Source organism: Streptomyces sp. NPDC007872 (assembly GCF_042868165.1).
Classification (GTDB): Bacteria; Actinomycetota; Actinomycetes; order Streptomycetales; family Streptomycetaceae; genus Streptomyces.
In genome coordinates this window covers 52,133-75,347 of the sequence record NZ_JBIAEA010000008.1, presented here as the reverse complement: position 1 = coordinate 75,347, position 23,215 = coordinate 52,133, and the positions used below count along the sequence as shown (strand labels likewise).

At 72.4% G+C, this 23,215-nt stretch carries 23 protein-coding genes; 18 read left to right on the top strand and 5 right to left on the bottom strand.

Translation table 11 applies throughout. The features are described 5' to 3' along the window. Nucleotides 1-7 precede the first annotated feature (7 nt). The 3 genes from ACFYNX_RS26345 to ACFYNX_RS26335 all read left to right on the top strand — a co-directional run bounded on the left by ACFYNX_RS26345 (nucleotide 8) and on the right by ACFYNX_RS26335 (nucleotide 1,803). Complete coding sequence (locus ACFYNX_RS26345) at nucleotides 8-526, top strand: hypothetical protein (protein WP_388664702.1); 519 nt, start codon at nucleotides 8-10, stop codon at nucleotides 524-526. A gap of 235 nt (nucleotides 527-761) precedes the next feature. Then, entirely contained in the window at nucleotides 762-1,187 is a 426-nt protein-coding gene (locus ACFYNX_RS26340; protein WP_388664700.1) for a hypothetical protein, read from the top strand. 220 nt (nucleotides 1,188-1,407) lie between these two features. Then, nucleotides 1,408-1,803, top strand: coding sequence for a hypothetical protein (locus ACFYNX_RS26335; protein WP_388664698.1), 396 nt, complete (start codon nucleotides 1,408-1,410; stop codon nucleotides 1,801-1,803). 82 nt (nucleotides 1,804-1,885) lie between these two features. Here ACFYNX_RS26335 and ACFYNX_RS26330 read toward each other — a convergent pair whose 3' ends face one another. After that, nucleotides 1,886-2,578: a hypothetical protein gene (locus ACFYNX_RS26330; RefSeq protein WP_388664696.1), complete on the bottom strand. Its 693-nt coding sequence runs from the start codon at nucleotides 2,576-2,578 to the stop codon at nucleotides 1,886-1,888. Nucleotides 2,579-3,045: 467 nt separating this feature from the next. Here ACFYNX_RS26330 and mobF point away from each other — a divergent pair, with 467 nt between their 5' ends. The 7 genes from mobF to ACFYNX_RS26295 all read left to right on the top strand — a co-directional run bounded on the left by mobF (nucleotide 3,046) and on the right by ACFYNX_RS26295 (nucleotide 11,149). Continuing rightward, nucleotides 3,046-7,749, top strand: coding sequence for a MobF family relaxase (gene mobF, locus ACFYNX_RS26325; protein ID WP_388665064.1), 4,704 nt, complete (start codon nucleotides 3,046-3,048; stop codon nucleotides 7,747-7,749). A gap of 11 nt (nucleotides 7,750-7,760) precedes the next feature. Then, the gene (locus tag ACFYNX_RS26320; protein ID WP_388664694.1) at nucleotides 7,761-8,459 is read left to right on the top strand and encodes a hypothetical protein; all 699 of its coding nucleotides are present in this window, start codon (nucleotides 7,761-7,763) and stop codon (nucleotides 8,457-8,459) included. Between the two features lie 86 nt (nucleotides 8,460-8,545). Continuing rightward, nucleotides 8,546-8,839 carry a DUF6225 family protein gene (locus tag ACFYNX_RS26315; RefSeq protein WP_388664692.1) on the top strand — a complete coding sequence of 98 codons (294 nt, stop codon included), beginning with the start codon at nucleotides 8,546-8,548 and terminating at the stop codon, nucleotides 8,837-8,839. 354 nt (nucleotides 8,840-9,193) lie between these two features. Continuing rightward, nucleotides 9,194-9,313 carry a hypothetical protein gene (locus ACFYNX_RS26310; protein WP_388664690.1) on the top strand — a complete coding sequence of 40 codons (120 nt, stop codon included), beginning with the start codon at nucleotides 9,194-9,196 and terminating at the stop codon, nucleotides 9,311-9,313. Between the two features lies 1 nt (nucleotide 9,314). Then, nucleotides 9,315-9,689, top strand: coding sequence for an HIT family protein (locus ACFYNX_RS26305; RefSeq protein ID WP_388664688.1), 375 nt, complete (start codon nucleotides 9,315-9,317; stop codon nucleotides 9,687-9,689). After that, nucleotides 9,686-10,183 carry a nucleoside 2-deoxyribosyltransferase domain-containing protein gene (locus ACFYNX_RS26300; protein ID WP_388664686.1) on the top strand — a complete coding sequence of 166 codons (498 nt, stop codon included), beginning with the start codon at nucleotides 9,686-9,688 and terminating at the stop codon, nucleotides 10,181-10,183. Before ACFYNX_RS26305 ends, ACFYNX_RS26300 begins: the two co-directional genes overlap by 4 nt. Before the next feature lie 387 nt (nucleotides 10,184-10,570). Continuing rightward, nucleotides 10,571-11,149 carry a hypothetical protein gene (locus ACFYNX_RS26295; RefSeq protein ID WP_388664684.1) on the top strand — a complete coding sequence of 193 codons (579 nt, stop codon included), beginning with the start codon at nucleotides 10,571-10,573 and terminating at the stop codon, nucleotides 11,147-11,149. A 14-nt stretch (nucleotides 11,150-11,163) separates the two neighbouring features. On the opposite strand, the gene ACFYNX_RS26290 is transcribed toward ACFYNX_RS26295, so the two are convergent. Further along, entirely contained in the window at nucleotides 11,164-11,859 is a 696-nt protein-coding gene (locus tag ACFYNX_RS26290; RefSeq protein WP_388664682.1) for a hypothetical protein, read from the bottom strand. A gap of 295 nt (nucleotides 11,860-12,154) precedes the next feature. Between ACFYNX_RS26290 and ACFYNX_RS26285 the strand changes: the two genes are divergently transcribed. Further along, nucleotides 12,155-13,711, top strand: a complete 1,557-nt coding sequence (locus ACFYNX_RS26285) for a hypothetical protein (protein ID WP_388664680.1) — start codon at nucleotides 12,155-12,157, stop codon at nucleotides 13,709-13,711. 148 nt (nucleotides 13,712-13,859) lie between these two features. Here ACFYNX_RS26285 and ACFYNX_RS26280 read toward each other — a convergent pair whose 3' ends face one another. Next, entirely contained in the window at nucleotides 13,860-14,555 is a 696-nt protein-coding gene (locus ACFYNX_RS26280; protein WP_388664678.1) for an NUDIX hydrolase, read from the bottom strand. Continuing rightward, nucleotides 14,552-15,421: a hypothetical protein gene (locus ACFYNX_RS26275; RefSeq protein ID WP_388664676.1), complete on the bottom strand. Its 870-nt coding sequence runs from the start codon at nucleotides 15,419-15,421 to the stop codon at nucleotides 14,552-14,554. The genes ACFYNX_RS26280 and ACFYNX_RS26275 overlap by 4 nt, the downstream gene beginning before the upstream one ends. A 315-nt stretch (nucleotides 15,422-15,736) precedes the next feature. Here ACFYNX_RS26275 and ACFYNX_RS26270 point away from each other — a divergent pair, with 315 nt between their 5' ends. The 7 genes from ACFYNX_RS26270 (at nucleotide 15,737) to ACFYNX_RS26240 (ending at nucleotide 22,056) form a co-directional block, all read left to right on the top strand. Next, the gene (locus tag ACFYNX_RS26270) at nucleotides 15,737-16,447 is read left to right on the top strand and encodes a hypothetical protein (RefSeq protein ID WP_388664674.1); all 711 of its coding nucleotides are present in this window, start codon (nucleotides 15,737-15,739) and stop codon (nucleotides 16,445-16,447) included. 182 nt (nucleotides 16,448-16,629) lie between these two features. Next, entirely contained in the window at nucleotides 16,630-16,986 is a 357-nt protein-coding gene (locus ACFYNX_RS26265; protein WP_388664672.1) for an SH3 domain-containing protein, read from the top strand. A 79-nt stretch (nucleotides 16,987-17,065) separates the two neighbouring features. Then, on the top strand, nucleotides 17,066-17,710 hold the full coding sequence (locus ACFYNX_RS26260) for a hypothetical protein (RefSeq protein WP_388664670.1): 645 nt from the start codon (nucleotides 17,066-17,068) through the stop codon (nucleotides 17,708-17,710). Nucleotides 17,711-18,040: 330 nt separating this feature from the next. Continuing rightward, nucleotides 18,041-19,357: an MFS transporter gene (locus ACFYNX_RS26255; protein WP_388664668.1), complete on the top strand. Its 1,317-nt coding sequence runs from the start codon at nucleotides 18,041-18,043 to the stop codon at nucleotides 19,355-19,357. A 636-nt stretch (nucleotides 19,358-19,993) separates the two neighbouring features. Beyond that, nucleotides 19,994-20,119: a hypothetical protein gene (locus ACFYNX_RS26250; protein WP_388664666.1), complete on the top strand. Its 126-nt coding sequence runs from the start codon at nucleotides 19,994-19,996 to the stop codon at nucleotides 20,117-20,119. Nucleotides 20,120-20,166: 47 nt separating this feature from the next. Beyond that, complete coding sequence (locus tag ACFYNX_RS26245; RefSeq protein ID WP_388664665.1) at nucleotides 20,167-20,766, top strand: hypothetical protein; 600 nt, start codon at nucleotides 20,167-20,169, stop codon at nucleotides 20,764-20,766. A 6-nt stretch (nucleotides 20,767-20,772) separates the two neighbouring features. Continuing rightward, complete coding sequence (locus tag ACFYNX_RS26240) at nucleotides 20,773-22,056, top strand: hypothetical protein (protein ID WP_388664663.1); 1,284 nt, start codon at nucleotides 20,773-20,775, stop codon at nucleotides 22,054-22,056. Nucleotides 22,057-22,095: 39 nt separating this feature from the next. On the opposite strand, the gene ACFYNX_RS26235 is transcribed toward ACFYNX_RS26240, so the two are convergent. Continuing rightward, on the bottom strand, nucleotides 22,096-22,767 hold the full coding sequence (locus ACFYNX_RS26235; protein ID WP_388664661.1) for a hypothetical protein: 672 nt from the start codon (nucleotides 22,765-22,767) through the stop codon (nucleotides 22,096-22,098). Nucleotides 22,768-23,215: the final 448 nt, after the last annotated feature.

Below are 23,215 nucleotides of genomic sequence, written 5' to 3'. Positions count from 1 at the left end.
ACCCGCCGTGACCCGCCCCCGCACGATCACCGCCCTCCTCGCCTCCCTGGGAGCCCGCCTCAACGCCCCCGAGCAGACACCCGCCCCGACTCCGGCTCCGGCCCCCGTTGCCGTCCCGGCGCCCGCGCCCGTCCCGGCCGGGGCCCAGGACGGGTTCACCGTCACCGCATACGTGAACGTCGGACCCTTCCCCTTCTTCGGCTACCAAAGCGGTGACCCGGTCGCAGAGGTCACCACCACCGACAACACCCCGCTGCGCCTGACCTTCACCACTGACCGCGTGACCGACACTGACGCCGCAGCCAACGCCGCGTTCGTCGTCGGCAACCGCCAGGCCTACGACGACCAGGGCCAGGACTGGCCCACCGACGTCCGCCCCCTGTCCGTCGGCGACGTCCTGGAGGTCACCGCCCCCGACGGCACCACCACCCACCTCAGCGTCGACTCGGTCGGCTTCTCACAGATCAAGCCGCCCACCGTCCGCACCGCCCTGATAGGCACCCCCGCCTCGTCCCGCACGGCCTGACCCCAGCCCGGCCCCGGCCCCGGCTCCTGCCAGGGCCGGGGCCGTCCCCTGTCCCCGCTCCAACCCCTATGCACTAGATGCGCCACCCACTCCAGAGGCGCCCACCGCCGTCCAGTGGCGCGGGCGAGCCGGCCACGCCCCGCCACCTTGCCGCCCTTGCACCCCGCCCGCCCACCGTGCTGCCACCACACCCCGTCCGGGACACCCGGACCCCGCCCGGAAGGCAGCCCCGTCCATGCCCACGTTCACCTTCGCCCTCGCCGAAGTCCTCGACGTCGCCACCCACTCGATGCTCGCCCCCACCCACACGCTGCGCTCCACCTACGAGCAGTGCGTGAACGAGGAGACCGTCCACGCCGCCCTGTGGTGGATACGCGACCACACCGGCACCTACCTGACCGGCAACTCCACCCACACCGGCGCCCCCCACGACGCCTACGCCCACGGATACGGCCCCGACGACGACAACGACGCCTCCCACATCCTCGGCGCCGACGACCAGATCATCCACGTCATCCCCCTGCACGACCCGGCCACCAGACAGTGCCTGCACTCCGACCTGATCAACGCCAAGCACGACGGCCACGACACGCTGACGATCACCCTGACCGACGACGCGTACGAACTGCACAGCCTCCGCGCCACCACACCCACCCCGTAGCCACACACCAGCCGCACGACCCGGCCCCGCGCCCTACCGGACACCACCGGCAGGCCCGGGGCCGACACGTGCTTCCCGCCTCCAGCACCCACCACCCCAACCCGCGTCCCACCCCCCGGCACCCGGCACCCGGCCACCCCCGCACACCCCGGCCACCGCGCCTACCGTCGCGACCAGGCCACCCGCGCCCGCATCCGCCACGCAGAAATGGGGAGCCCCTGTGCCACACCAGACCACGATCAACGACCTCGCCGCCCTGGACGGCCTGTTCACCCTCGTCGACCGCATCACCGTCCCCGAGACCGACCCCGCCACCGGCATCACCGAGGAGGTCACCCTCCCCCCGCCGCTCATCCGCACCAAGACCCTGCGCGACGACACCGTCGTCTTCGTCCTCACCCCGCCCGGCATCCACGAGCGCATCCACGTCGCCGACGGCGCACCCGTCACCGTCTACTACCGAACCCCCAGCCCCGCAGCCGCCCCCGCGCCCGGCCCGCACCCCGCACCAACCGCCCGGGACACACCCCAGCAGCACGCCGCGCCCTGGACCCAGCCCACCGCCCCCCAGCCCCAGGCCGCCGCGCCGCGCCGCCCCACCGCCCCCTGGCAGTAACCCCCCCCAGCCCCTCACGACTCGGCCCCGGCCGCCGCACCCCTTCCCGCGGCGCCGGGGCCGCTGCCGTCCCCGCACCCGGTCAGTCACCGGCGCCCCGCCACAACACCCCCTCATCACCCGGCAACACCGGCGGACCCGGCGACCCCGACGGACCCGACGGCGGCGACCCGGCCGGCAGCGGGGGAGCAGCCGTCACCGCCACCCCCTCCGCAGGCACCCCGGCCGCGCCACCGCCCACCACCTCAGGCCCCGGCCCCAGGTCCCGCGCCGCCCCGTCCGCCTTCCGCCGCCCGCCCGACTCCCGGCCCGCGCCCTGCCCGTCCGCCACCACCAGACCCCCGTCCTCACCGGCGCCCCCCTCACCGGCCCCCTCCGCACCCTCTTCCCGGCCCAACCGGCGCAACTCCTTGACCCGGTCCGACCCCACCCCCAACCGGCGCGCACACCCGGCCACCGTCTCCCCCCTGTCACCCATCGCGACCACCACCCGCGCCGCCACCATCCGCACCTGATGGATCCGCGCCTGCCCGCGCTCACGCACCAGCCGCACCTCCGCCTCCACAGCGGCCGCCACCTCCTCCTCGTCCTCCCGCGCCAGCTCGAAGTCCGCCGCCAACTCGTCGAACTCCGCCTCCCGCGCCAGTCGCTCCTCCTCCGCCCGCGCCGCAGCCTCCCGCTCCGCCGCCACCCGCAACGCGGCCTGCTCCAACGCCGCCTTACGCCGCGCCACCAGCGCCTTACCGCCCCGCGCCTTGCTCGTGCTCGCCGCCACACGCCACCTCCTGGCCAAGGGGCCCGCCAGACACGGACCCGCTTGCCGCCAGTCTGGACAGCCAACCGAGCCCCGGCCCGGCCCCGCCCGCCCGCGTCCCACCCCGTAGCACTCCCATCACCCCGCCCGGTCCCGCTCACGGGACAAGCCCCTCCCCGGCCACGACTACCAGGCGTGTCTCAGCGTGGGACTGGGCCACGAGTGCGCTGCTCCCGTGCCTTGTTGCCCACAGTGCGAGCCGGGTACGGCGGAGGTGTGTCCGGTCGGCCGGGTGGGGGTGGGGCCTGTTCCCGGTCAGCGGCCGGTGGTGCGCGGCACACCTCTGGCACTGCCGGCTCGCCCACCTGCTGCGGGGGCGGTTTTCCCGTGGGGCGGAACGCCGGAGGCGATTGTTGTTCACGCCTCTGGGAGGAACCTGCCTGCCGCCTTCCGGGGCCTTGGCGAGCTGGTCGACTGCCGGGGTGGGGATGACCGGGGCGGCCGTGACGGCCGAGAACTACCGCTACTACCGGAACAACGTCGCCGCCGGCGACGGGGTCCAGGGTGGCGGGCAGGCCGTGTCCTCGAGCCAGCCGGGCGTCCCGGCCGGGGTGTGGACCGGGCAGGCCGCGGCCGCGCTGGGGCTGGCCGGTGAGGTCACCGAGCCGCAGATGCGGGCGCTGTTCGGTCTGGGCATGCACCCTGACGCCGAGGAGCGGATCGCGGCCGAGCTGGCCCGGGGCGCCTCGCCCCGGCAGGCGATCAAGACCGCCAAACTGGGCCGGGCCGTGCCCCAGATGTCCGAACTGTCGCCGCTGGACAAGCAGATCGAGGAGGTCTGCGACCTCGCGGCCGAGCGGCTGTGCCGGCCGCTGACGAAGTCGGAGCGCCGCGATCTGACCCACCGCACCGCGGCACTCGTCTTCGAAGCCGAGTACCACCGGCGGCCCGCCGACGGCGAGGAACTCGGCCGCTTCCTGGCCGCGCGCAGGGGAAGCCAACGCCGCGCGGTGACCGGCTGGGATCTGTGCTTCGCCTCGGAGGAGCTCTCGCTGCTGTTCGCCCTCGGCAGCCCTGAGGTACGGCGCACCGTCCTGGATGTGCTGGCCCAGGCCCGGTCAGAGTCCCTGCAATGGCTGGAGGAGCATGCGCTCGCGGTGCGCACGGGCCCGGCCGGGATCGCCCAGCAGCGGGCGATGCCTGCGCTGATGGCGACGGTCTACCTCCACTACGAATCGCGTGCCGGGGATCCGATGCTCCACGAACACGTAGTCATCAGTCCTCGCGTGCAGGGCCCGGACGGCCAGTGGCGCAACCTCGACTCGCGCCTGCTGCTGCGGGAGATCGTGTCCGCCAGTGAGCTGTTCAACCAGCGCTCCCTGGAGCTGATCTGCGACCGGCTGGGACTGGCCGCCGAGGAGGTGGTGGTCACCCCAGGCAGACGGCCGGTCATGCGGATCACCGGGATCGACCCGCGGATCCGGGCCGAGTTCGCGCAGCGGGCAGGCGCCGTGCGGACCGTGGCGGAGGGGCTGTTCGACGACTACCGGCGCCGTCACGGCCGCCAGCCCGACACCGCCGCCCGTATCCGCCTGCAGCAGCGGGCCACGCTGATGACCCGCCCGCCCAAGGGCAAAGCCCGCTCCCTGGACGACCTGCTAGCCCGCTGGCAGCGCCGGGCCATCGCCGCAACCGACCGCACCACCGTCGAGACCCTGCTCTCCACAGCGCAGGCTGCGGCCCGAGTGCCCGGCGTCCGCCCGTCCGCCGCCACAGCCCTCGATCCCGCCGCGGCCGCCGGCGAGATCCTCGCGTCCGTCACCGAGCGGCGCACCACCTTCCGGCGCCGCCACGTCCTGGCCGAGACGCGCCGCTACCTCATGCGGACCCTGCGCGGGGCCACCGCCGCACCCCACCTCGCCGAGGAGATCACCGACCGCGTCCTGGCGCACGGCGACTGCCTGAACATCACCCCGCCCGAGATCAACCCCACCCACCCCGACCTCGTCCGCGCGGACGGCTCCAGCATCTACCGGCCCATCGGCTCCGCCACCTACACCACCCACTCGCTCCTGGCCGCCGAACACCGCCTGCTCGCCGGGGCCAAGACGCGGGTCATCCCGCCCGTCGCGCACGGCACGTTCGCCCGCACCGCCGCCCTTTACCAAAGCCCTCTGGACGCCGGACAACAGGCTCTGGCCTCCGCGTTCGTCCTCTCGGACCGGCTGCTGCTGGCCGGACTCGGCCCCGCCGGAGCGGGCAAGACCACCGCCATGCGGCTCGCCGCGGCCGCTGTCGACGCCGCAGGCCACCGCCTGATCCCCCTCGCGCCGTCCTCCCGTGCCGCCCAGGTCCTCGCCACCGACCTTGGGCGGCGCGCCCACACCCTGCACTCCTGGCTCCACCAGCGCGGCCAGGCCGCCGACGGGCACACCGTCGGTGAAGAGTTCACCCTGCGCCCGGGCGACGTCGTCCTCGTCGACGAAGCGGGTATGGCAGGCACCCTGCTCCTGGACCGGATCCTCACCGACGCGGCTGCCACCGGCGCCGTCGTCCGCCTCCTGGGCGATCCCCACCAGCTTGCCGCCGTCGAAGCAGGCGGAGCGCTGCGCCTGATCTCACAGGCGGGCGCCACCGTCGAACTGGACCGCCTGCACCGCTTCACCACCCCCGGCGAAGGCGATGCCTCCCTCGCCCTGCGCGACGGCGGCGACCCGCGCACCGTGTTCGACTGGTACCGCGGCAAGGGCCGCATCGTCGCCGGCCGCCACGAAGCGATGTGCGACGCCGTGTTCTCTGCGTGGGCCCACGACACCAGCCGCGGTCTGGCCTCGCTGATGACCGCCGCCGACAACCTCACCGTCACCGACCTCAACCACCGCGCCCAGGCCTGGCACATCAACCGGCAAGGCCTCGACACCAGCCGCTGGGCCGTGCTGCGCACCGGATCGCGCGCCCATGTCGGCGACGTTATCGTCACCCGCCTCAACCGGCGCCGCATGACGGTACGCGGCGGGAAGGACTTCGTGAAGAACGGCGACACCTGGACCGTCGAGCACCTTCTGCCCGACGGCTCCGCCCTCGTCCGCCACACCCAGCACCGCGGCCGCATCACCCTGCCCGCCGACTACCTCACCACCCAGGCCGAACTCGGCTACGCCTCCACCATCCACCGCGCCCAGGGCATGACCGTGGACACCTCCCACGCCCTGGCCTCCGCCCGCTCCCACCGCGAGGGCGTCTACGTCCAGCTGACCCGCGGACGGCGGACCAACCGCCTCTACATGGCCATCGACGACGGCGACCACCTCGACGACGTCCTCGCCGCCGTCGCCGCCCGCCGCAGCGCGCAGCTGACCGCGACCGAGCAGATCACAGCCCTCCAGCACAACATCGCAAGCCCCGGTCAGCTGTCCGCCGAGTACGCCGACGTCACCGAACGCGCCACCGCCGCCCGCCTCACCGGCGTCCTCGAGCAGATCCTCGGCACCGACCGGGCCGCACAGTTCATGGCCGCGGGAGCCTACCCCTCCCTCATCCGCGCCCTGAACGACGCCGAACGCACCGGATTCGCCCTGCCCCGCCTCCTGGCGCGCACCGCCCTTCGGCGCGGCTTCGCCGACGCCGACGACGTCGCCGCCGTCCTGACCTGGCGCCTGCGCGAGGCCCTGAACGACGCCGAAGAAGCCCGCGCGACGGCTCGCGACAGCACTCTCGCCGCGCTCACCCCTACCCAGCTCGACCGTCTGGGGCAGCTCGCCGCCGGTCACCGTGCCGCCGCACTCGAAGCCCTGCAAGCGGCGGATGCGGCCTTCACCCACCTGCCCGCCCCCGTCACCACCCGCCGCGCAACCATCCACCCCGCCTGGACCGAGCGCCCCCTCGGCTCCCTCACCCGCAGCGAACTGGCATCCCAGATGGCCGCCGTCCGTACCCAGGTACACACCGCGGCCGCCACCGGCTACCCCCTCTCGGACGCGGCCCGGGCCATCATCACCGCCCTGACCACCGAGACCCAGCTGCGCCGCGCGATGACATGGCGCGACCGCGCCCGCGAGGACTACCAGCGCGAGCGCTCCCCGAACCGTCCCGACTTCGCCGGCCAGTCACTGACCGCCGCCCGGCTCCAGGCCGCCGGACACCGGGCCGCCACCGACCGGCGCCAGCGCTGGGCCCGGGCCGCCCTCACACGCGCGCAGGCCGCCGGCGCCCGCATCGACGCCGAACTGCGCCTGCGTGAACGCCTTCCCGACCACGCCCCGCTCGCCCGTACCCACCGCGAGATACCCGACTGGGTCGCCGACTCCCATGCCCTGACCCACCCCGGCACCCCGGACCACTGGCGTACCCACCTCGCCGAGCGTCACCGCATCCTGGCCCGCTCGCTCGCCGACCGCGGCCACCTTCTCGCCGCCGCCCCGCCCGCCTGGGCACGGCCGCTCGGCCCGCCGCCCTCCACCCGCGCCCCGCGCCGCCGGCATGCCTGGGCCACCACCGCCGCCCTGGTCGAGCTGTGGCGCACCCGCCACGCCATCACGTCCGTCCCCGGCCTGGGCCCGCGCCCGGCCGACCCCGATCAGCAAGCCGACTTCGACGACCTCGACGCACGCATCCGCGCCCTCACCGGACGGCGCCGCCCCGCCGAGCATCTCCCGCCCCCCGGCGCGCCCGCCCACCAGGTCCTCGCGGCCGCCCTCGACCACCTCGATGCCCCGCCCCCGGCCGGGCCCCTGCCCGCACATCCGGCCCTGCTCGACCCCTTCGGCGTCGCACCCCTCACCTACGCCGCCCTCGACGCCAAGGTCGCCCGCACCGCCCTGGCCGCAGCCCTCGCCGGCGAAAGCGCACCCGAAGGATGGATGGAGGAGATCACCCCGCCCGGTGAGGACGACGAGGACGAGCAGCGCACCTTCACCAAGCTCATCAGCGCCCTGTCCGACTACCGGCGCCGCCACCACCGCGCCGGACCCGACATCCTCGGCCCCCGCCCCCAAGGCCTCGCGGGCGAGGAATGGGACCACCTCACCGACGCCATCGACCTCTATACCCATGCCCGCGTCGCCCGCCGCCTGGAGCAGATGCGCGAGCGCACCGCCGCGGCCCGGGCCCAACTCCTGCCCCCCACCTCGCCCCTCCACGAGCAGCCCCGGCCCGACAACCACCGCCCGGGCCCGCAGCGCCCGTCCCGCTGAAACGGACCACTATGACCCTCCATCTGCACCTGCCCGACCACCTGCGGCCACGCTGGCGCGACCTGCCCCGCCTCGCCGCCCTCCTCCAACGCCGCCTGGGCCCCCCGCCCCTGCACCCGCTGACCCGGCCCGCCGCCTGCTGGCTGTGGCTGCTCACCCTCGCCACGCAGCACGCCGCCGGACGCCTGCTCGCCCATGGCAGCGCCACCGTCTGCGTCACCGGCCCCCGCATCCCCTTCACCCGCCGGGCCGCGCGCGCGGCCGTCCTCACCGCGAGCTTCGCCATCCACTTCGCCTGGATCTGGCTCCCGCTCGAGGCCGCCACCTGGACCCTTCAGAGCAACTTCTGGCCGCTCACCACCGCCGTGCTCGGCTTCGGCATCCCGCTCTCCCTGCTCGTGGAGACCGGCAACCTGCTTCGGCACACCCGCGCTCTCACCTCCCTCACCACCACCCTCAAGCACCTGCGTACCCACACCGGACACCTCTGGTGGGAGGCCGGAAACCTTGCCGCGCACGACGACGACCCTGTCTCGGGCGGCCGCCTCGTCCACCAGGCGCTACGCGTGGCCGACACCCACCAGGCAGGACTGGTCGTCGTCGCCAGCAGCCCGGCCACCCACCGCGCCTACCTCCGCCGTGGCTTCACCCCCGGGCCCCTCAATCCGCGCGTCCTGATCAGACCCCCGCGCCCAGTGCCGGTGAGGTAGGGGCGGGCCGCTTGCGGTGCCACTTCAGAATCGATTCGTTGGGCGTTCCGTCATACGAATGCCGGGCGTCGTGGAGGAGAAGGCAGATGCGCACGGGCCGCATCAGTTCGGAGAGCTACCACCACACGATCGCGGCATGGACGGTCGGACAGATGCGGAAGACGCTGGCCGGCCGGCCGGACGACACGGTCGTGACCGCGTCGATTCCCCGGAGCCTAGGCCCCCGGCCGGGCGACCCCGTTGCAGCGAAGGACGACGACTGGATCCTCACGGATGTGGAAGTGACGCCGTCGGCCTCCGAACCCTGCGCGCTGGTCCTGGACCGGCCGACCGGCCGCTACGTCTTCATCCACCGGGAGGTAGAGGGGAAGCGGCCCTAGCGCGGACTCCATCCATCACACCAGCTCCCGTGCCGCGTGCTGGCGTGCGGGTCCGCAGGCCGGCTCACATTGGCAACAGACAACGGCTTCCGCCCGGCCCCGCCCGGGCCAACGATGGAAGCATGACCCGAACTCACGTCGAGAACAACGGACCTGCCCAAGTCGTCCTGCAGTCCGCGGGCACGCTCCACCCCGGTGCCATCGAACTCATCGGCGACGGCCTCTTCTTCGGCATCACAGGACGACTGCGCAACCCGCACCACGACCCGCAGATGCACTACCGGACCGGCCTGGAACCCGGTACGCAGCCACGTCCTGTCGACACCCGGCGCGAACACCGTCATCAACGAAGTCATGGAAGCCACCAGGGCCGTCCTGCACGGCTACGCCGAGCCGCACCGCCGGCTGGTGAAGGTGACGATCGCCTGCAGGGGCGGCCGCCACCGAGCTGTTGACCGGACCAAGGAGTCCTGACGTGAAGAACTGCGTCTTCTGCGCCATCGCCGCCGGGGAAGCCCCGGCCGTCATCGCGCGGGAATGGCCCGACGCCTTCGCGGTCCGCCCGCGAAGCGGCGGCGTCCACCCGGGCCACGTCTTCGTCCTGCCGCGAGTCCACGTCGAGGACGCCAGCACCGACCCGGAGATGACCGCTGCGGTAATGCGCCGGGCCGCCGAGCTGATGGCCGAGTACCCCGCCGCGAACCTGATCACGTCCAAGGGGGAGGCGGCGACCCAGAGCGTCTACCACTTGCACGTCCACGTGGTGCCCAGACAGATCGACGACGGCCTGCCGTTGCCCTGGACCCCGCAGCACGCCGCCCGCGCCGCACAGAACGGAACCAGCTCATGACCGTCGACCTCGTCATGGCCCGCGAACCACTCCCGGCCGCGTCGTCCCCGTCCGTGTTCCTCGCCGGGCCCACACCGGACAAGAGCGCCCCCGTACCGTCCTGGCGGCCGGCCGCGGCGGCAGCCCTGGACGCGCTGTGGACCGGCGATCAGTCGCTCACCGTGCTGAGTCCCGAGTCCCGCAACGGCCAGCGCGCCGACCGGTACGAGACCCAGGTCGACTGGGAGACCGACGCCCGCGCGGCGGCGACGGCGATCCTGTTCTGGATTCCCCGCGACCTGCGAACCCTCCCGGGGATGACCACCAATGTGGAATTCGGCCTGGACGTCAGCAGCGGCAGGGCCGTGCTGGGCTGCCCGCCCGACTGCCCCAACCCGGAGCGGAACAGGTACCTGATCTACGTCGCCCGCCGTCACGGCGTGCCCGTCTGCGAGACCCTCCCCGACGCCGCGGCCGCCGCTCTCGCCCTGGTCGGTGCCACGTGCTCCCGGTAGTCCGAAAAAGCTCCGTGGCGGTTGCCGTACAAGTTGCCGAGTACCTGCGTGCCGAGGACGACACGTGCGTGGATGTCGAGCACCGCCACGTCGGCCTCCCAGTCGTGGAGAACCAGCCGTAGGTGCCTCGGCCGAGAACACCCCGCATCCTCCAATGCTGGGGCAGCGGCGTCACGGAGTGGTGCGGCACGCCCTGCTCGCGCTTCCGGTGATCCTCTCGTGTGCCGTGGCCCGGACCCCGGCCGTCTGGTGGGGCACACCCCCAAGAGGCTGACTCACCGCTTGGGAACACACCCGTACGGGGAGAAAACCTGTGGCCCCGGCGGCATGCGGGTGGCACATAGTGGTCCTCGAACTCACCACCGACCTGCGAGAACGGACTCCCGCGTGACGACCGCCAACAGCGAATCCTCCACACCCGTGCGCATCCCCGGGCGGGGCTGGACGGTCCGGCTCACCGGTCATACCGACCGCTCGGCGACCGTGACCTGCACCGCGGCCTGCCGGATGCCGGCCCGCTCCCGCGACCTGGTCACCCTGCGCCGCTTCGCCGCACAGCACGCCGCCGCCCACGCCAAGGCGGCCACCGTCCGGCCGAACGCCGCCTGCCACTGCCGCTCCCAGCGCTGCGAGGCGCATGCCGCGCACAAGGTGCACTGCTCCGGCGCCGTCGTGATGGTCCTGCGCCACGACCCCAGCGTGGGGCAGGTGTGGATCGTGGAGGAGGTCTGCGAGAGCTGCGCGCCGTTGATCCCGCACGCCCGCATCCTCGCCCGCGCGACCGCCTCCGCCCGGACCGCCCCGGTCAAGCCCGCGGCTGCTGCGCAGGTTCCCGCTGCGGCCCGGCCGGACGTGATGAGCCTGTTCTCCTCGGCCGGTGCCGCCGCCGACTCCGGCCGCGACACGGTCCACCCGTCCCGAAGCGGCTCGGGCAGGCCTCGCCGCAGTCCCCGTCAGGACCGCTGAACCCCGGGCAGGTGTCAGGCGGCGACGTCGGCGAGGTCGGCGGACGCGACCATGACCGCCAGAGCGAACTGCCGCGCGGCCACCAGACAGGTCTCCGCCGCCATGCTCGGATCGGTCGGATTCTGCAGTCCGCGCAGGATCATCAGCCCGGCCAGGACTGCGGTATCGAGTGCGTCGTCGAGGATCTGCCCCACTGTGAACTCGCCCGTGGCGGTCGCCGTCTTCACCAGATCGATCGCGGCTTCGGGCTCGTCCGCGAATGAGGTGAGGAACTCCGCGCTGATCGCGTGGAGCGCCATAGCGGCCGACTGCGGGGCGGTCGGAAGCGCGATCGTGCCCGGTGCGGGAGGGCCTTCTTCGGCCGGGCCGAGTACGGCATCGGCGAGGACCCGATCGGCTTCGGCGGCCGCGCACCGGGCCTCGAAGGTGCGCTGTTGCTCCGTCTCCTCCCGGGCCACGGCGTCCGGCCAGCGGGCGGCATCCTCCTGCCTGGCGGCATCCAGCCTGGGGCTGGCGGCGGCGCTGAGCACGACGATCGACATCAGGTTCACGGGCACACCGTCCTGCTCCGGCGCGGCGTCGGCGATCGGCCCGTACACCGTGCCGGCGGCGTGGGCACAGTCGCCGGTCAGCTCGGCGAGAGCGGCGATCAGCCGTGCGTGCCGCCGTCGGCGGGCGGGGGGTGCCTTAAGCGGGTCTGGTGCAGTCACCTCAGCACTATCGCGGGTAGGGCGCCTGCCTGGGGCGGTTGCTGTGAACTTCACCCGATCTGGCGCCGCGCGGCCGCGGGTGACCCGGCTGGGCGGGCAGGACATCCGTCAGAGCGGACCGGGGTGGGTGCGTCCCGCAGGGCGGGACGGAACTGCCCCTGCTGCGCCAGGTGTTCTCGCCCCGCGGGAGATACGGGCTGCCTGGCGCACGGCGTTCATGATCGCGGGCATGCTGCGGCGAGCCGCCGTCCCCGGACCCGCGCGGCGCCCCCACCGCCGAGCAGAAAGTCCCTCGATGAGCGAGCCCACCTTCCCTCTGCCCGAGGGCCTGTCCTCCCTCCTGGCCGCCGCCGGACCCGATGCCGTCGCCCTGGTCGAGGCCGACCCTGTTCTCGATCCGCTTACCTGGGAGGAAGCACCGGTGCCCGTGGTGGGGGAGACCGGCCTGGCCCGGACGCTGCTGGCGGGGGAGGACGTATCGGTCCTGCAGGTCTGCCGGGAGCGGCGCGAGGCTCTGCTGAGGTGGCTGGAGCTGGACACGGCAGAGGGCCAACTGGCCCTGGTCAGTACCGGCGAGGGCCTCTTCGAGCACACGCCCGGTGAGCTGGCGGCCCGCCTGCTGCAGGATTCCGCGTCCGGCGACGCCGAGCTCGTCGAGGCGATGGGCCACTGGTTCACCCGCCGCTTCGGCCTACGGCCGCAGAGCCCGGAGGCGGGATGGGCGGCCGCGGCCGCCGCCTGGACCTGCCACATGCGTGCGCTGGCCGAGCTTCCCCTGACCGCTGTGCTCGCCGTAGCCCGGGACCGCGCCGGAGACGACAGCCCGGACACCGGCGAGCTCCTCGTGCGCACCAGCCTGACACTCACCGACCTGATCGACCGGATGAATGCACCGCACCGCACCCGGGCGGACCTGGTCGCGGACTGGCGAACCCTCCAGCCTCTGGCCGCGAGCGTCCCCGCGCTGAGGGCGGGAGCCGACTGGCTGCTGGATCAGATCGCGCTGCGCGACGCCCCTGCGCAGCAGCTGCGCGCTGTCCTCGAGCCCGACATCAGCGATCACCAGCACGACCATCGGATGGCCGGAAGCTCCGTCCCGGCTCTCGATGAGGCCCGCACCTCACAGCTAGCACAGGCCCGCCGCACCGTCCGCTCCTACACCGCCGCCTTCTACTCCGGCCGCGCCGAGGAAGCCGAGCTGCTGCGCAACGCGCTCCCTGCGCCCGCCCGTTCGCTGGAGGTCAGCGCCCCGGCGCAGGCATGGCGGCAGGCCTCGCTCGCCGCCCGTCACGCCCTGGACGCGGTCGCGGCCCGCCGCGCCGCCGTGAGTGCCGAGGAGGACATGACGTACTTCGCCGACCCGGAACGGCTCCATGCCGAGTCCGCCTACCTGACCGTATGGCAGGGCCGGCTCGACCTGGCCCACGACGCCCTAGGCCGCCTGGCCGAGCCCGTACCGTTTCCCCACGAGGCGCCGGAAGACCTGCGTGCGATCGCGGCCCACGTGCCCGAGCGCCGGCTGGCAGAGGCCTTCGGAACCCGCGAGCGGGCACTGGCGGCTCTGAACGGGCAGATCAGCTATCTGCAGCAGGAGCCCACCCCGGAGCACCGGCAGAAGTCGACCCGCGACGAGCTGGCCCTCCTGACCGCAGTCCGGGACAGCGTTATGGCCCACCTGCCCGAGAGGGAGCACCACAAGTCCGGCCTGGACGAGGATGCGATCCGGCGCCGGATGGAGCAGATCATCGACGCCACCAGGGCGCCCCTCGTCCCGCAGACGCCCTCGCCGACCGTCCTCCAGGACCACGGCCTGAACGCCCAGCAGTTCTCCACGATCCGCATGCAGCCGTGACCCGCGTCCTGATCCTGCTGACGACGCTGGCCATGGCGGGGGGGAGAGTGGGACTGGCCATGCTCGCCGTCCTCCCCCTCGTGCGCCGCCTGCGCCGACCGCGCGGCCCGTCACCGGGCCGCGCCCCGCCTGCTAGTTGCTCAACCGGTCATGCGGCAAGCCCCTCACGGCGGGCCCTGAAGAGCGCGGCGATGGTGAAGGCATCCGTGATCCGGCCGCTTTCTGCCATCTGTTCGGCCTCCGCGAAGGCGACGATCCGCGTGCGCCGGATCCCGACGCGGCCCTCCAGCTCGCCGACCTCGTCGATCCACGCGGCATACAGCTCAACCTGGCTGGCCAGGATCCCGGTGTCGGGGTGGAGTGCTCCCAGGCTGATCAGCTCCCGCGGCGCGGCGCCGACTTTCTCCTGAAGCTCCTTGGCGGCGCTCTCCTCCCCGTCGAGGCCGGCGGTGCCGTCTCCGCGGGGTATCTCCCAGTGCCAGGACCGGGTGGCATGCCGAAAGCGCTCGATGAGGACTACCTGCCCGTCGTCGACCAGCGGCAGCACGGCCACAGCAGGATCGAAATGGGGCGCGAGCATGCGCAGGCAGCGTCCGGGTTTTCCGTCGGGAAAGACGACCGGGTCCTGCAGCAGGATCCACCGCTGGTCCCGGTAGACGACCTGTCCCTCGGGCATCGGCCAGCGCGCGATGGTGATGCCTCCTTCTCCGGGAGGGGTGAGGAACCAGCTCGGCCAGGTGTCGCGCAGATGCGCGTAGGCGGACTCCGGGGTGTGGTCCATCATGTTGCCGACCTTGGCCGACAAGGCGAGCAGGGAAGCGGGAAGCGGCACGGTAGGCGTCATGCGGCAGTCTCCCCGCACGCCCCGGCCAGATCGCCAGCGAGCTCATCGACGGCTGCCCGGGCGACGTGACCGACCGCGACCAGGTGGACCATGTCACCCGAACACGCCAGATGCCACTTCTCCACGACCCAGGCGGGCTCCTGCAGACCGAGGATCTCGTACCCGGAGACGTTCAGGCTGTCGGCGCCGTGCACGAACGACCATCTGGGCTGCGGGCTGGTGTGCGCGGCGAGCAGCCTGCCGGCGGCCGCGCCGCCCGGCAGCGCGATGTCGTCGACCGCGCCATGCATCGTCGTCCTGCAGGTCGCCGTCACGATCGCTTCGGCAGCCGTGTCGTGCCGCAGCAGTACCTGCAGCCGCAGATCGGCTGCGTCCATCACTCTGTCCGGCAGCGGCACCACGGTCACCAGCTCCATGCGCAGCAGCTCGCACGCGCAGTCCACGCTGTAGTGCGCTTGGTCGGAGGCGTACACGGGGCAGTCGGGCAGGCGGCGTCGGGCAGTGGCGAGCCCGTGCAGGAGGGTCTCGCTGGAGGAAGGTGACACGTAGCCGTAGACGTCGGAGACAAGGGCACCCGCGGGCCGGATGAAGTGCTCCAGCACGGCGAGCTCGTAGGGCTTGGCACCGATGTCGGAGGCGTCGAACCAGTCTGGGTCTTCGGCGTTGTTGAACAGCATGCCGAGCAGCGGCGCGAGTTGCTCCAGCGAGAAGTCCAGGTTGCCCGGAAAGCCGAGTACCTGCCTCTTCTCATCGCGCATGACACCGGCCAGCGCGTGGAGCCGGCCGGCGTCCGCAGCGGCGTCCGGCGGCAGGTCCTCGATGGCCAGACCCGCATCCAGCGGGATCGGGGCAGGGTGTGCGCTCACGTCAGCGGCTCCACGCAGGTCGACGGCAAAAGGGGGCACTCCATCTACGCGCGGCCCGCGCCGTCGTGGGCGTCATGGCGGCCATGAGCACCGCTGGGCGGGAGAACAACACCCGCCAACACCGTACGGTTCCCGCCCCGCGGGACCCCGGTTCGAGAACGCCTGCCCGCCTGCGGACGCCGCACGAGTACCACAGGTCAGCATGCCTCAGCTCGAGATTCAATGTTGCGAGTTCATACGCGATACTTGGCGGGGCCGCTACTGTTTTATGATCAATTGTGCTCGTGGACAGTCCAGTCCTGGAGGATGCACGGCATGTGGTTCGAGGGCAGTGTCAACGGGTTTGAAATCCACACTCAGTACCCGAATCCGTTCACTGATGAGATCCTGGACCCAGACACTGCTACCGGTGGTCTCAGCCCGGAGCTGCTTCACACACGCGATGCTCATCACGAAGCCGGACACGCTGTCGTTGGCATGGTGCTCGGATTGCCCGTCACCAGCGCCACCCTGCACACTCGCTCGGATCTGGCACCAGCTCTGCCCGGCACGTACGTGGAGACGGGGCGTGTGGCGCTCGGTCCGTTCACCGCGGATCTCACTCACATCTCGATGTTCTATGTGTCAGGCGTGCGTGCGGCACATCAGTGGCTCAGCGAACAAGGCCTCCTCACCCCTGCCACCGCCTTCCTCAACGACGTGATCGGGGGCGTCGGTGACCAAGCGAACTTGAGGGCGGTGAAGACCGAGCGGCCAGTCCGATTCACCTGGGGGACCGGGCGACCTGAAACCTTGCCCGAGTCCTGGGACCACGTTGACGTCGCCGAGATTTACTCACGGGCCGACACGCTGATCAGGCTGTACTGGCCGCAGATCACAACTGTGGCCCACCATCTGCTTGACCAGGGTCAAGTAAATGAAGAGGCTCTGCGCACCTGTATGGAGCCCGTGGCAACATCCGCAGTACACGAGCCTGATCAGGAAACCTGTCTCTCACCTGTATCGCGTCTGGACTCACGACGTTAGACCTCAAGCGCAGGGTCGCTGAGGCTGTTGGAGCCCGCCCGGGCCCGTACGACGGGACACCGGGTGAAGTCACCGACCCGGCAGACGGGACAAGCCACCGGCCGCCCGCGATACGGACACACACCGCACCCAACATCGGCTGCGCCCCCTGTGTCCGCGATGTTCCGCTGAGAGGTCCGCCGATGATCCGCCGTATCGCAATCCGCTCCGTCCTCCCTGCCGTCCTGGCCATGGCCGGGGCCGCCACACTGACCGTGACAGCCTCACCGGCTGCCCACGCCGTCGGCGAGAACAGCCGGTGCACCGTCAACTGGCCCAACTTCGCCGCCACGGTGAGCAAGAACGCCTGGAACTACCGCAGCGGCCCGGGTACCGGCTACGCCAGCAAGGGCTACCTCTACCGAGGAGACAAGCTCACCGTCCTGTGCAGCCGGGGCAACTGGAACTACGGCCAGCTCTCCCGGCGCTCCACCTCCGGGATCCCCAAGGGGACCAAGGGCTGGGTCCGCAACGACGGACTGCTCAACCTGGCCGGCTGAACCACCCCCTGCAGCCCACTACCCGACGATGGCAGCGGACAACGGTCCTGCCCGGCCCGCTCCCCAGACACGGGGACGCATGACGGTGAAGCAGGCCCTGCAGTTCGACGAGCCCCACTGGCGCCGCTTCACCTCTCTCCACGAAGCCGGACACGCCATCGTCGCACTGGCCACCGGCGAGGCCTCCGTCTCCACCTGCGTACTCGCCCCGACCAAGACCACGGCCGGGGACGACGCCTCCGCATACACGGAGCTCAGCTGGGACTCGCCCGATGCCTACCGCACCCTGCTCTACGCAGGAGCTGCCGCCCAGCAGCGGTGGCTCCACGAGCAGCAGCTATGGACTCCATTGGGAGAGTCCGCAGTGGCAACCCTGGCGGGCCACGACTACCAGGCGCTTGAGGCAACGGGAGCGACTCCCGAGCAGCTCTGGCAGGCACAGGCCACCGCCCGGGCCCTGCGTGACCGCCACTGGCCGGCCATCCTTGCTGCCGCCGCGCTCCTGGAGAAGAACGGCACGGCCACCGGCGAGGACCTCAGCGCACTGCTCCACCAGACCCCGCCAGCCACGCAGACGCAGATGCCGTCACCGGCCCCCTCCCTCAGCCACTTCATGGACCGGGCCCGGCAGATCGCGGCGCAGTCGCAGCAACGCGCCTCACACGCCCCGGACACCACCACACCGCTGCCGCACGCCCAGCGCGAATCCCTCGCCGGCTGGTAGCAGCCTGGCCACCGCCACCACCGGTGGTAGCCCGCACCCCGGCCCGCCGCGACGCCCCTGCCCCAGGGCAGGCGAGTCCGCCCGCCGGTATCGCATGGCGGACCAGCTCAGCCGCTGGCAGCACCAGACGCTGGGACGCACCCACCACAGCCGCCCGCAGGCGGGGAAGCGCCGTTGAAGCCCGGTCACGGCCCTGTTGGGCTTACCGACACAGCGGATAAGCCCCTCGCCCCCGCTGCCACCGCCCGCATGCCGCGCGCCAGCCATGAGCGGCTCGGCGTGCGGGCGGCCCCACCCGATAACCCCCACCCGCAACGAGGCAGGCAGCTAATGGCCCACGCGCAGGTCCGCGACGTCCCCCGCACCGCCTCCGCACGCGGGTCCTTCCCGAAGGCATCGGGCCACCACTGCCCCACCGCCCCCCAGCCCCTACCCGCACCCGCTCCGGCCTCCCCGCCGGCGCCGACCGGCCCCCCGCCGTCCTTCCGCGCCGTGCTGCGCCACCGATATTGCGGCCGCCTGCTGATCGCCTCCGTCACCGGCCGCCTGTCGCTGGGCATGGCACCCGTCGCACTGATCCTCGCGGCGCAGGCCGACGGCCACTCCCTGGCCACCGCAAGCGTTCTGGCCGCGCTCTACGGCATCGCCCCCGCACTGGGACTGCCCCTGCTGGGCCGCCTCGCCGACCACCGCGGACTTCCCTTCCCCATCTACCTCGGAGCGGGCCTGGTCGCCGCGGCACTGAGCATGCTCGCCCTCGCCGGCACCGCCAACCTCCCGCTGACCGCCGTGTGCGTCCTGCTGGCGGGCGCCGGATGCCCGCCTCTGGAAGGCGGACTGCGCTCCCTGTGGCCCACCGTGCTCCCCGACGGCGCCCACGTCCGCACCGCCTACACCCTGGACTCCTCAACCCAGGAGATCGTCTACGTCACCGGCCCCGCTCTCGCCATCGCCCTGGCGGGCGCGGTCTCCCCGGCCGCCGCCCTGGCCCTGGCCGCCGCCGCGACGCTCGCCGGATCTTTCGCCTTCGCCACCGCCCACCCCGCACGCACCTGGCGTGCCCAAGCCCGCGGTTCCGACCGGCTCGGCGCGCTGCGCCCGCCCGCCATGCGCCCGCTGCTGGCCGCCCTGGTCTGCCTCGGAGCCACCATCGGCGCCCTCGACGTAGCCGGGATCGCCACCGCCGAGCACCAGAACGCGGCCTGGCTGGCAGGCGCCCTGCCCGCGACGTTCTCCGCCGCCGGAATCCTTGGCGGCATACTCTTCGCCCGCTACCAGCCCTCCACTGCCCCCCGCCCCCGCCACCTGGCCCTCATCGCCGCCCTGTATGCGGCCTGTTGGCTCCCGCTGCTCGCCCCGCTGCCCGCCTCGCTGCTTCTGGTCGCGGCCATGCTCCCGGGAGCCCTGTTCGTTCCGCTCCTCACGGTCGCCAGCCTCACCCTGACGTCCCTGGCCCCTCCCGGTACCTCCACCGAAGCCATCGGCTGGCTCTCCAGCGCCATGCGCCTGGGCCTGGCAGCCGGCACCGCCCTCGCAGGTCCCCTCGGCGGCCACTTCGCCGTCCCCCTGCTCGCCGCCGCCCTGTGCACGCTCCTGCTCGGCACCCGTGTGTCCCTGCGCCCGACGGCAGGCGCAGCCACACTCTGAGCAGCCCCGAAGCACGCCGGTTCCGCACACCGGGACCGCACCCCAGACGACCATGCCGAGCCCTGACGCCGCGCCGTCCGCGCTCCGTTCGGCTCCGCGGCGAACTCGCAGGCTCCGCAGGAACTCTCTCCCCACACCCCGTCCGGAGCAGGCCTCTCCGCCGTTCGCCGACCGACAGGTCCGTCCCCCGGTCCGTGGGACGGACCGGGGCCGACGCCCCTGCGCCGGTTCCTCCCGCCTCCGAGACCGCGACGCCAAGTCGCTTCCCACCCCTAGGGATAAGCGGGCTATGCCCCGCTTTGCCCCTGGCAGAGTGCTGGCTTCCCTGCTGAGATCACTGCTGTCCGACCACATGACGCCCCTCTTGTCGAAGGAGCCTCACGATGACCGAGCGCCTGCTGAGATCCCGCCCGTACCGTTCGATCCGCTCATACGCAGCGGCCCGCTCGTGTCTGACCGCCGGCCTCGGCGAGACGCTCTGCGCGAGCCCCTGCTAGCCGGCCGCCGCCGCCCGTAGCGACCACGGCGCGTCTCACTCCTCAGCGCCCGCCCGGGCCCTCCGTCCAGCCAGCCCGGGCGGGCGCTGTCGCGTCCGAACTCCGCGCACCCCGCCTCCCAGCCACCCCGCTGTCCCAAATGATCCCGGCTCCCGGCGTGGGCACCGCCCTGGGAGGCGCGCTCGCCCCCGCTCGCCGGGGCCGCGCTGCCCTCACCATCCTGTTCACCGCCAAGCGCCACCGCGCCCCGACCGCCACCCGCTGAAAGGCCTCACACAACCCCCGGACTCCGGACCCCGCGAAGGACAATCCGTGCCCGACACCAGCCGCCTGTACGCGCTCACCAGCATTACCACCAACCCCTGGTGGCCGGGCGAGCCCGGCCCTTCCTTCCTTATCAACGACCCCGTCATGGCCGCGCGCTGGTACCTCGCCAACGAGCAGGAGGAGAACCTCGCCGTCACCGCCCGCATCAGCACCGACAACGGCGCCACCTGGCAAGATCTGCCACCGCGCGACCTGTGGGCGCACGCCCTCAAGCACCTCGACACCACTGGCCAGAGCCCGGACGAAACCGCCCGGCAGGCCGCGGCCGCGCTGCGCGGCCGACTCGAAGCGGAGGCTGCCCGGTGGCTCGACGGCCGCATCCGTTTCGTCGAACCCGACGCCCCCAGCCCGTACCGGCCGCCCACCCCGACCCTCTTCGCCTGGCAACGCGGCGGCGAGATCTGGGCTCTGGCCCTGGGCACCGTCCCCCCGGACCCCGTCCTCACCCACCTCGCCGCCCAGTACGCCGACCCCCAGCCCGAAGCCCCCGACATGGCGCGCACCGCTGCCCGCGAGGCTCTCGACACCCTGGCCACCGCCCACGTGCCCGCCCAAGCCGACGTACCTGAACTCCTCCAGGCCTAACACCGGTTGGAACTGCTCACCTTCTCCGCCGGCCAGCTCCGCGACCTCCTCCTACTGGCGCAGAACAGGATGCTGGACCAGCTCGCCGCCCGCCTGCCCGAGACCGCCGACGTCGTCGCCGCCCACCCCGACCCCCAGCACCCCGTCCGCCAGGCCGCCGCGACCTACCTGCACCGATTCGCACGTCTCGGCCGCGCCCCCGACCCGGCCGACCGCTCCATACGCGAGGCCCGCGACCAGATGGACGCCGCCCTCACCGCATCGGCGACCGACGCCAAAGCGGCCGTCCCGGACAACCCGCCCCCGGCGCTGCCTGACCACCCAAGGCTGATGGCCGACGTCGAGGCGGCAGCCGCGTGGCGGACACGCTCACCCGCCGCGCGCCACGACGCCGAGCGGTACATGGAAGACCTGGTCCGCGCCCATACCAACCTCGCCGTCGCCCAAGCAGCCGCCGCACAGCCCAGCGCCCGCCCGCGCAACCCCGATGAAGCCACCGAAGCCGACCGGCGGGACTACTTCGAGCAGCGGCTCAAGGAGCTCAACAACCGGCACTCCGTGCTCATGCACGGCTCCGTCCTGGCCGAAGCAGAAACTGCCGCGACACAGGCCAGACACCAGGCCGTCGTGGATGCCGCCCAGGCCACCCTGCCCCGCACACCCCGCACGACTGCCGCCGAGACCGAAGCCGACCACGAGGCCTTCACCACGCATATCACCGCCGCCGAGAAACGCATCGATCAGGCTCTGGATGAGCAGCGCCAACACGCCCGCAACGCCTTGGCGCGGCACTTCCCCACGGCCGTAGCAGACCGCGGCCTCCACCATTTGCGTACGCAGCTCATGGACCGTGCCGGCCTCGGGCTCGACTCCTACCGGCAGGCCCACCAGGCCGTCACAGACGCCAGCCGCACCGTATACGACCTCAAGAGCCGACTGGCCAGCGGACGGACGGGATTCGGTAAGTCCCCGGTCACCGCCGAGCAGGTCACCGAGGCAACCGCCCACTACACAGCCGCCGAGCAGCGCTTCGGCGACATCTCGGTGAGCCAGGCCCGGACTCTGGAGGCGCTCAACGCGCTCGGGCGGGTTGCCGCCCTCGCTCCGACCGGCCCGGAAGGCAGAGCCGCCCTGATCGCACAGATCACCGCCCAGTCCCGCGAACGCGCGCTGCCGACACCCGCCGAGCCCCGGCCCGCCGCAAATCAGGCCTGCACGGCCCACAGCGGCGGGCGGCAGGCCCACGACGGCCAGAACCCGCAGAACGCCCCGCGCCCTGGAATGCGCTGACGCGTGTCGGGACCGGCCGCCGGGCCCGGACGGCGGTGCTCAGGCGCCGGCGGGGACCGCCTCCGCGTTCTCCTGCACCGGCACGTCGGCTACCGGGGCGGAGACGTTCTCGGGCGTCGGCCACGTGTAGAACACGGTGCCCTGCTGGGTGCTCTTGTCCAGGACGCCCTTCGAGGCGAGCTTGTCCAGAGCGCTGCGGACGATCGGATCCGACTTCGCACGCTCGGGATGAGCGGCCTCCAGCTCAATACGGATCTCGCTCACCTTCTTCGGCTCACCGGGCTGCCCGGAAAGCATGTCCGCCAGCAGCTGGCCGAGCGTGGGCCCTGCAGCCTTCTTCGCGGGAGCTGACTTCTTGGCGGGGGTTGCCTTCTTGGCGGCCACCGCCTTCTTGGGAGCTGCGGTCGTCTTCTTGGCGGTGAGCTTCCTTGCCGCGGCCTTCTTCCTCACCCTCGGCTGAGGCACAGCCGCCGCCTCCGCGCCGCCGGCCGAAGCAATGCCCGCCGGCTCGGCGGAGTCCTGCGCCGACGCAGGATCAGGACCAACAGACGGCATGGACTGCAGCGTTGCAGCGAGCCACTTTTCCTCCGACCGGAGCTGAGCCAGACGCGCGGTCAGCGCGGCCTGCTCGGACTGGTTGCGCGCGAGGTCGGCTTCCAACTGCTCCGCATACTTGGTCTGAATCAGGGTGTTGACCGGTTCACTAGCCACGGCAGTCCTCGCTCCTCAAAGGGGGGATGTGTGTTGGGGCCGGATGCTACTCGTTGCAGACCACAGCCGGTTGGCGTATGCCCCACCCATCCCTCTACCGAGTCCCTTCACCCGGGTAAGCAGGCGTCAGCCGAACCTCCGCGATTCCGTGGGACGCGACGCTTCGGACACCCCACTCCGCCAGACCTCCCGTCGCGCGGGACAGCGTCCCGGCGCCCCGGCCGACGGCCCATGTCCTGCGGAGACTGCAGGAACGACGGCTGGTCAGGGAGGGCGGGCGGATGAGTACACCGGATCGGGACGGCCAGGCGGGGCCCCTGCGGGCGTTCCAGCAGGAGAAGCGGCAGGTGTGGGCGCGCGACAGAGAGACCGGGGCCCTGGTGTACCTACCCGACGGGCAGGCGGACGGAGAGATCAATCCAGGAGTGTCGTGGCGTGCCTACCTCGC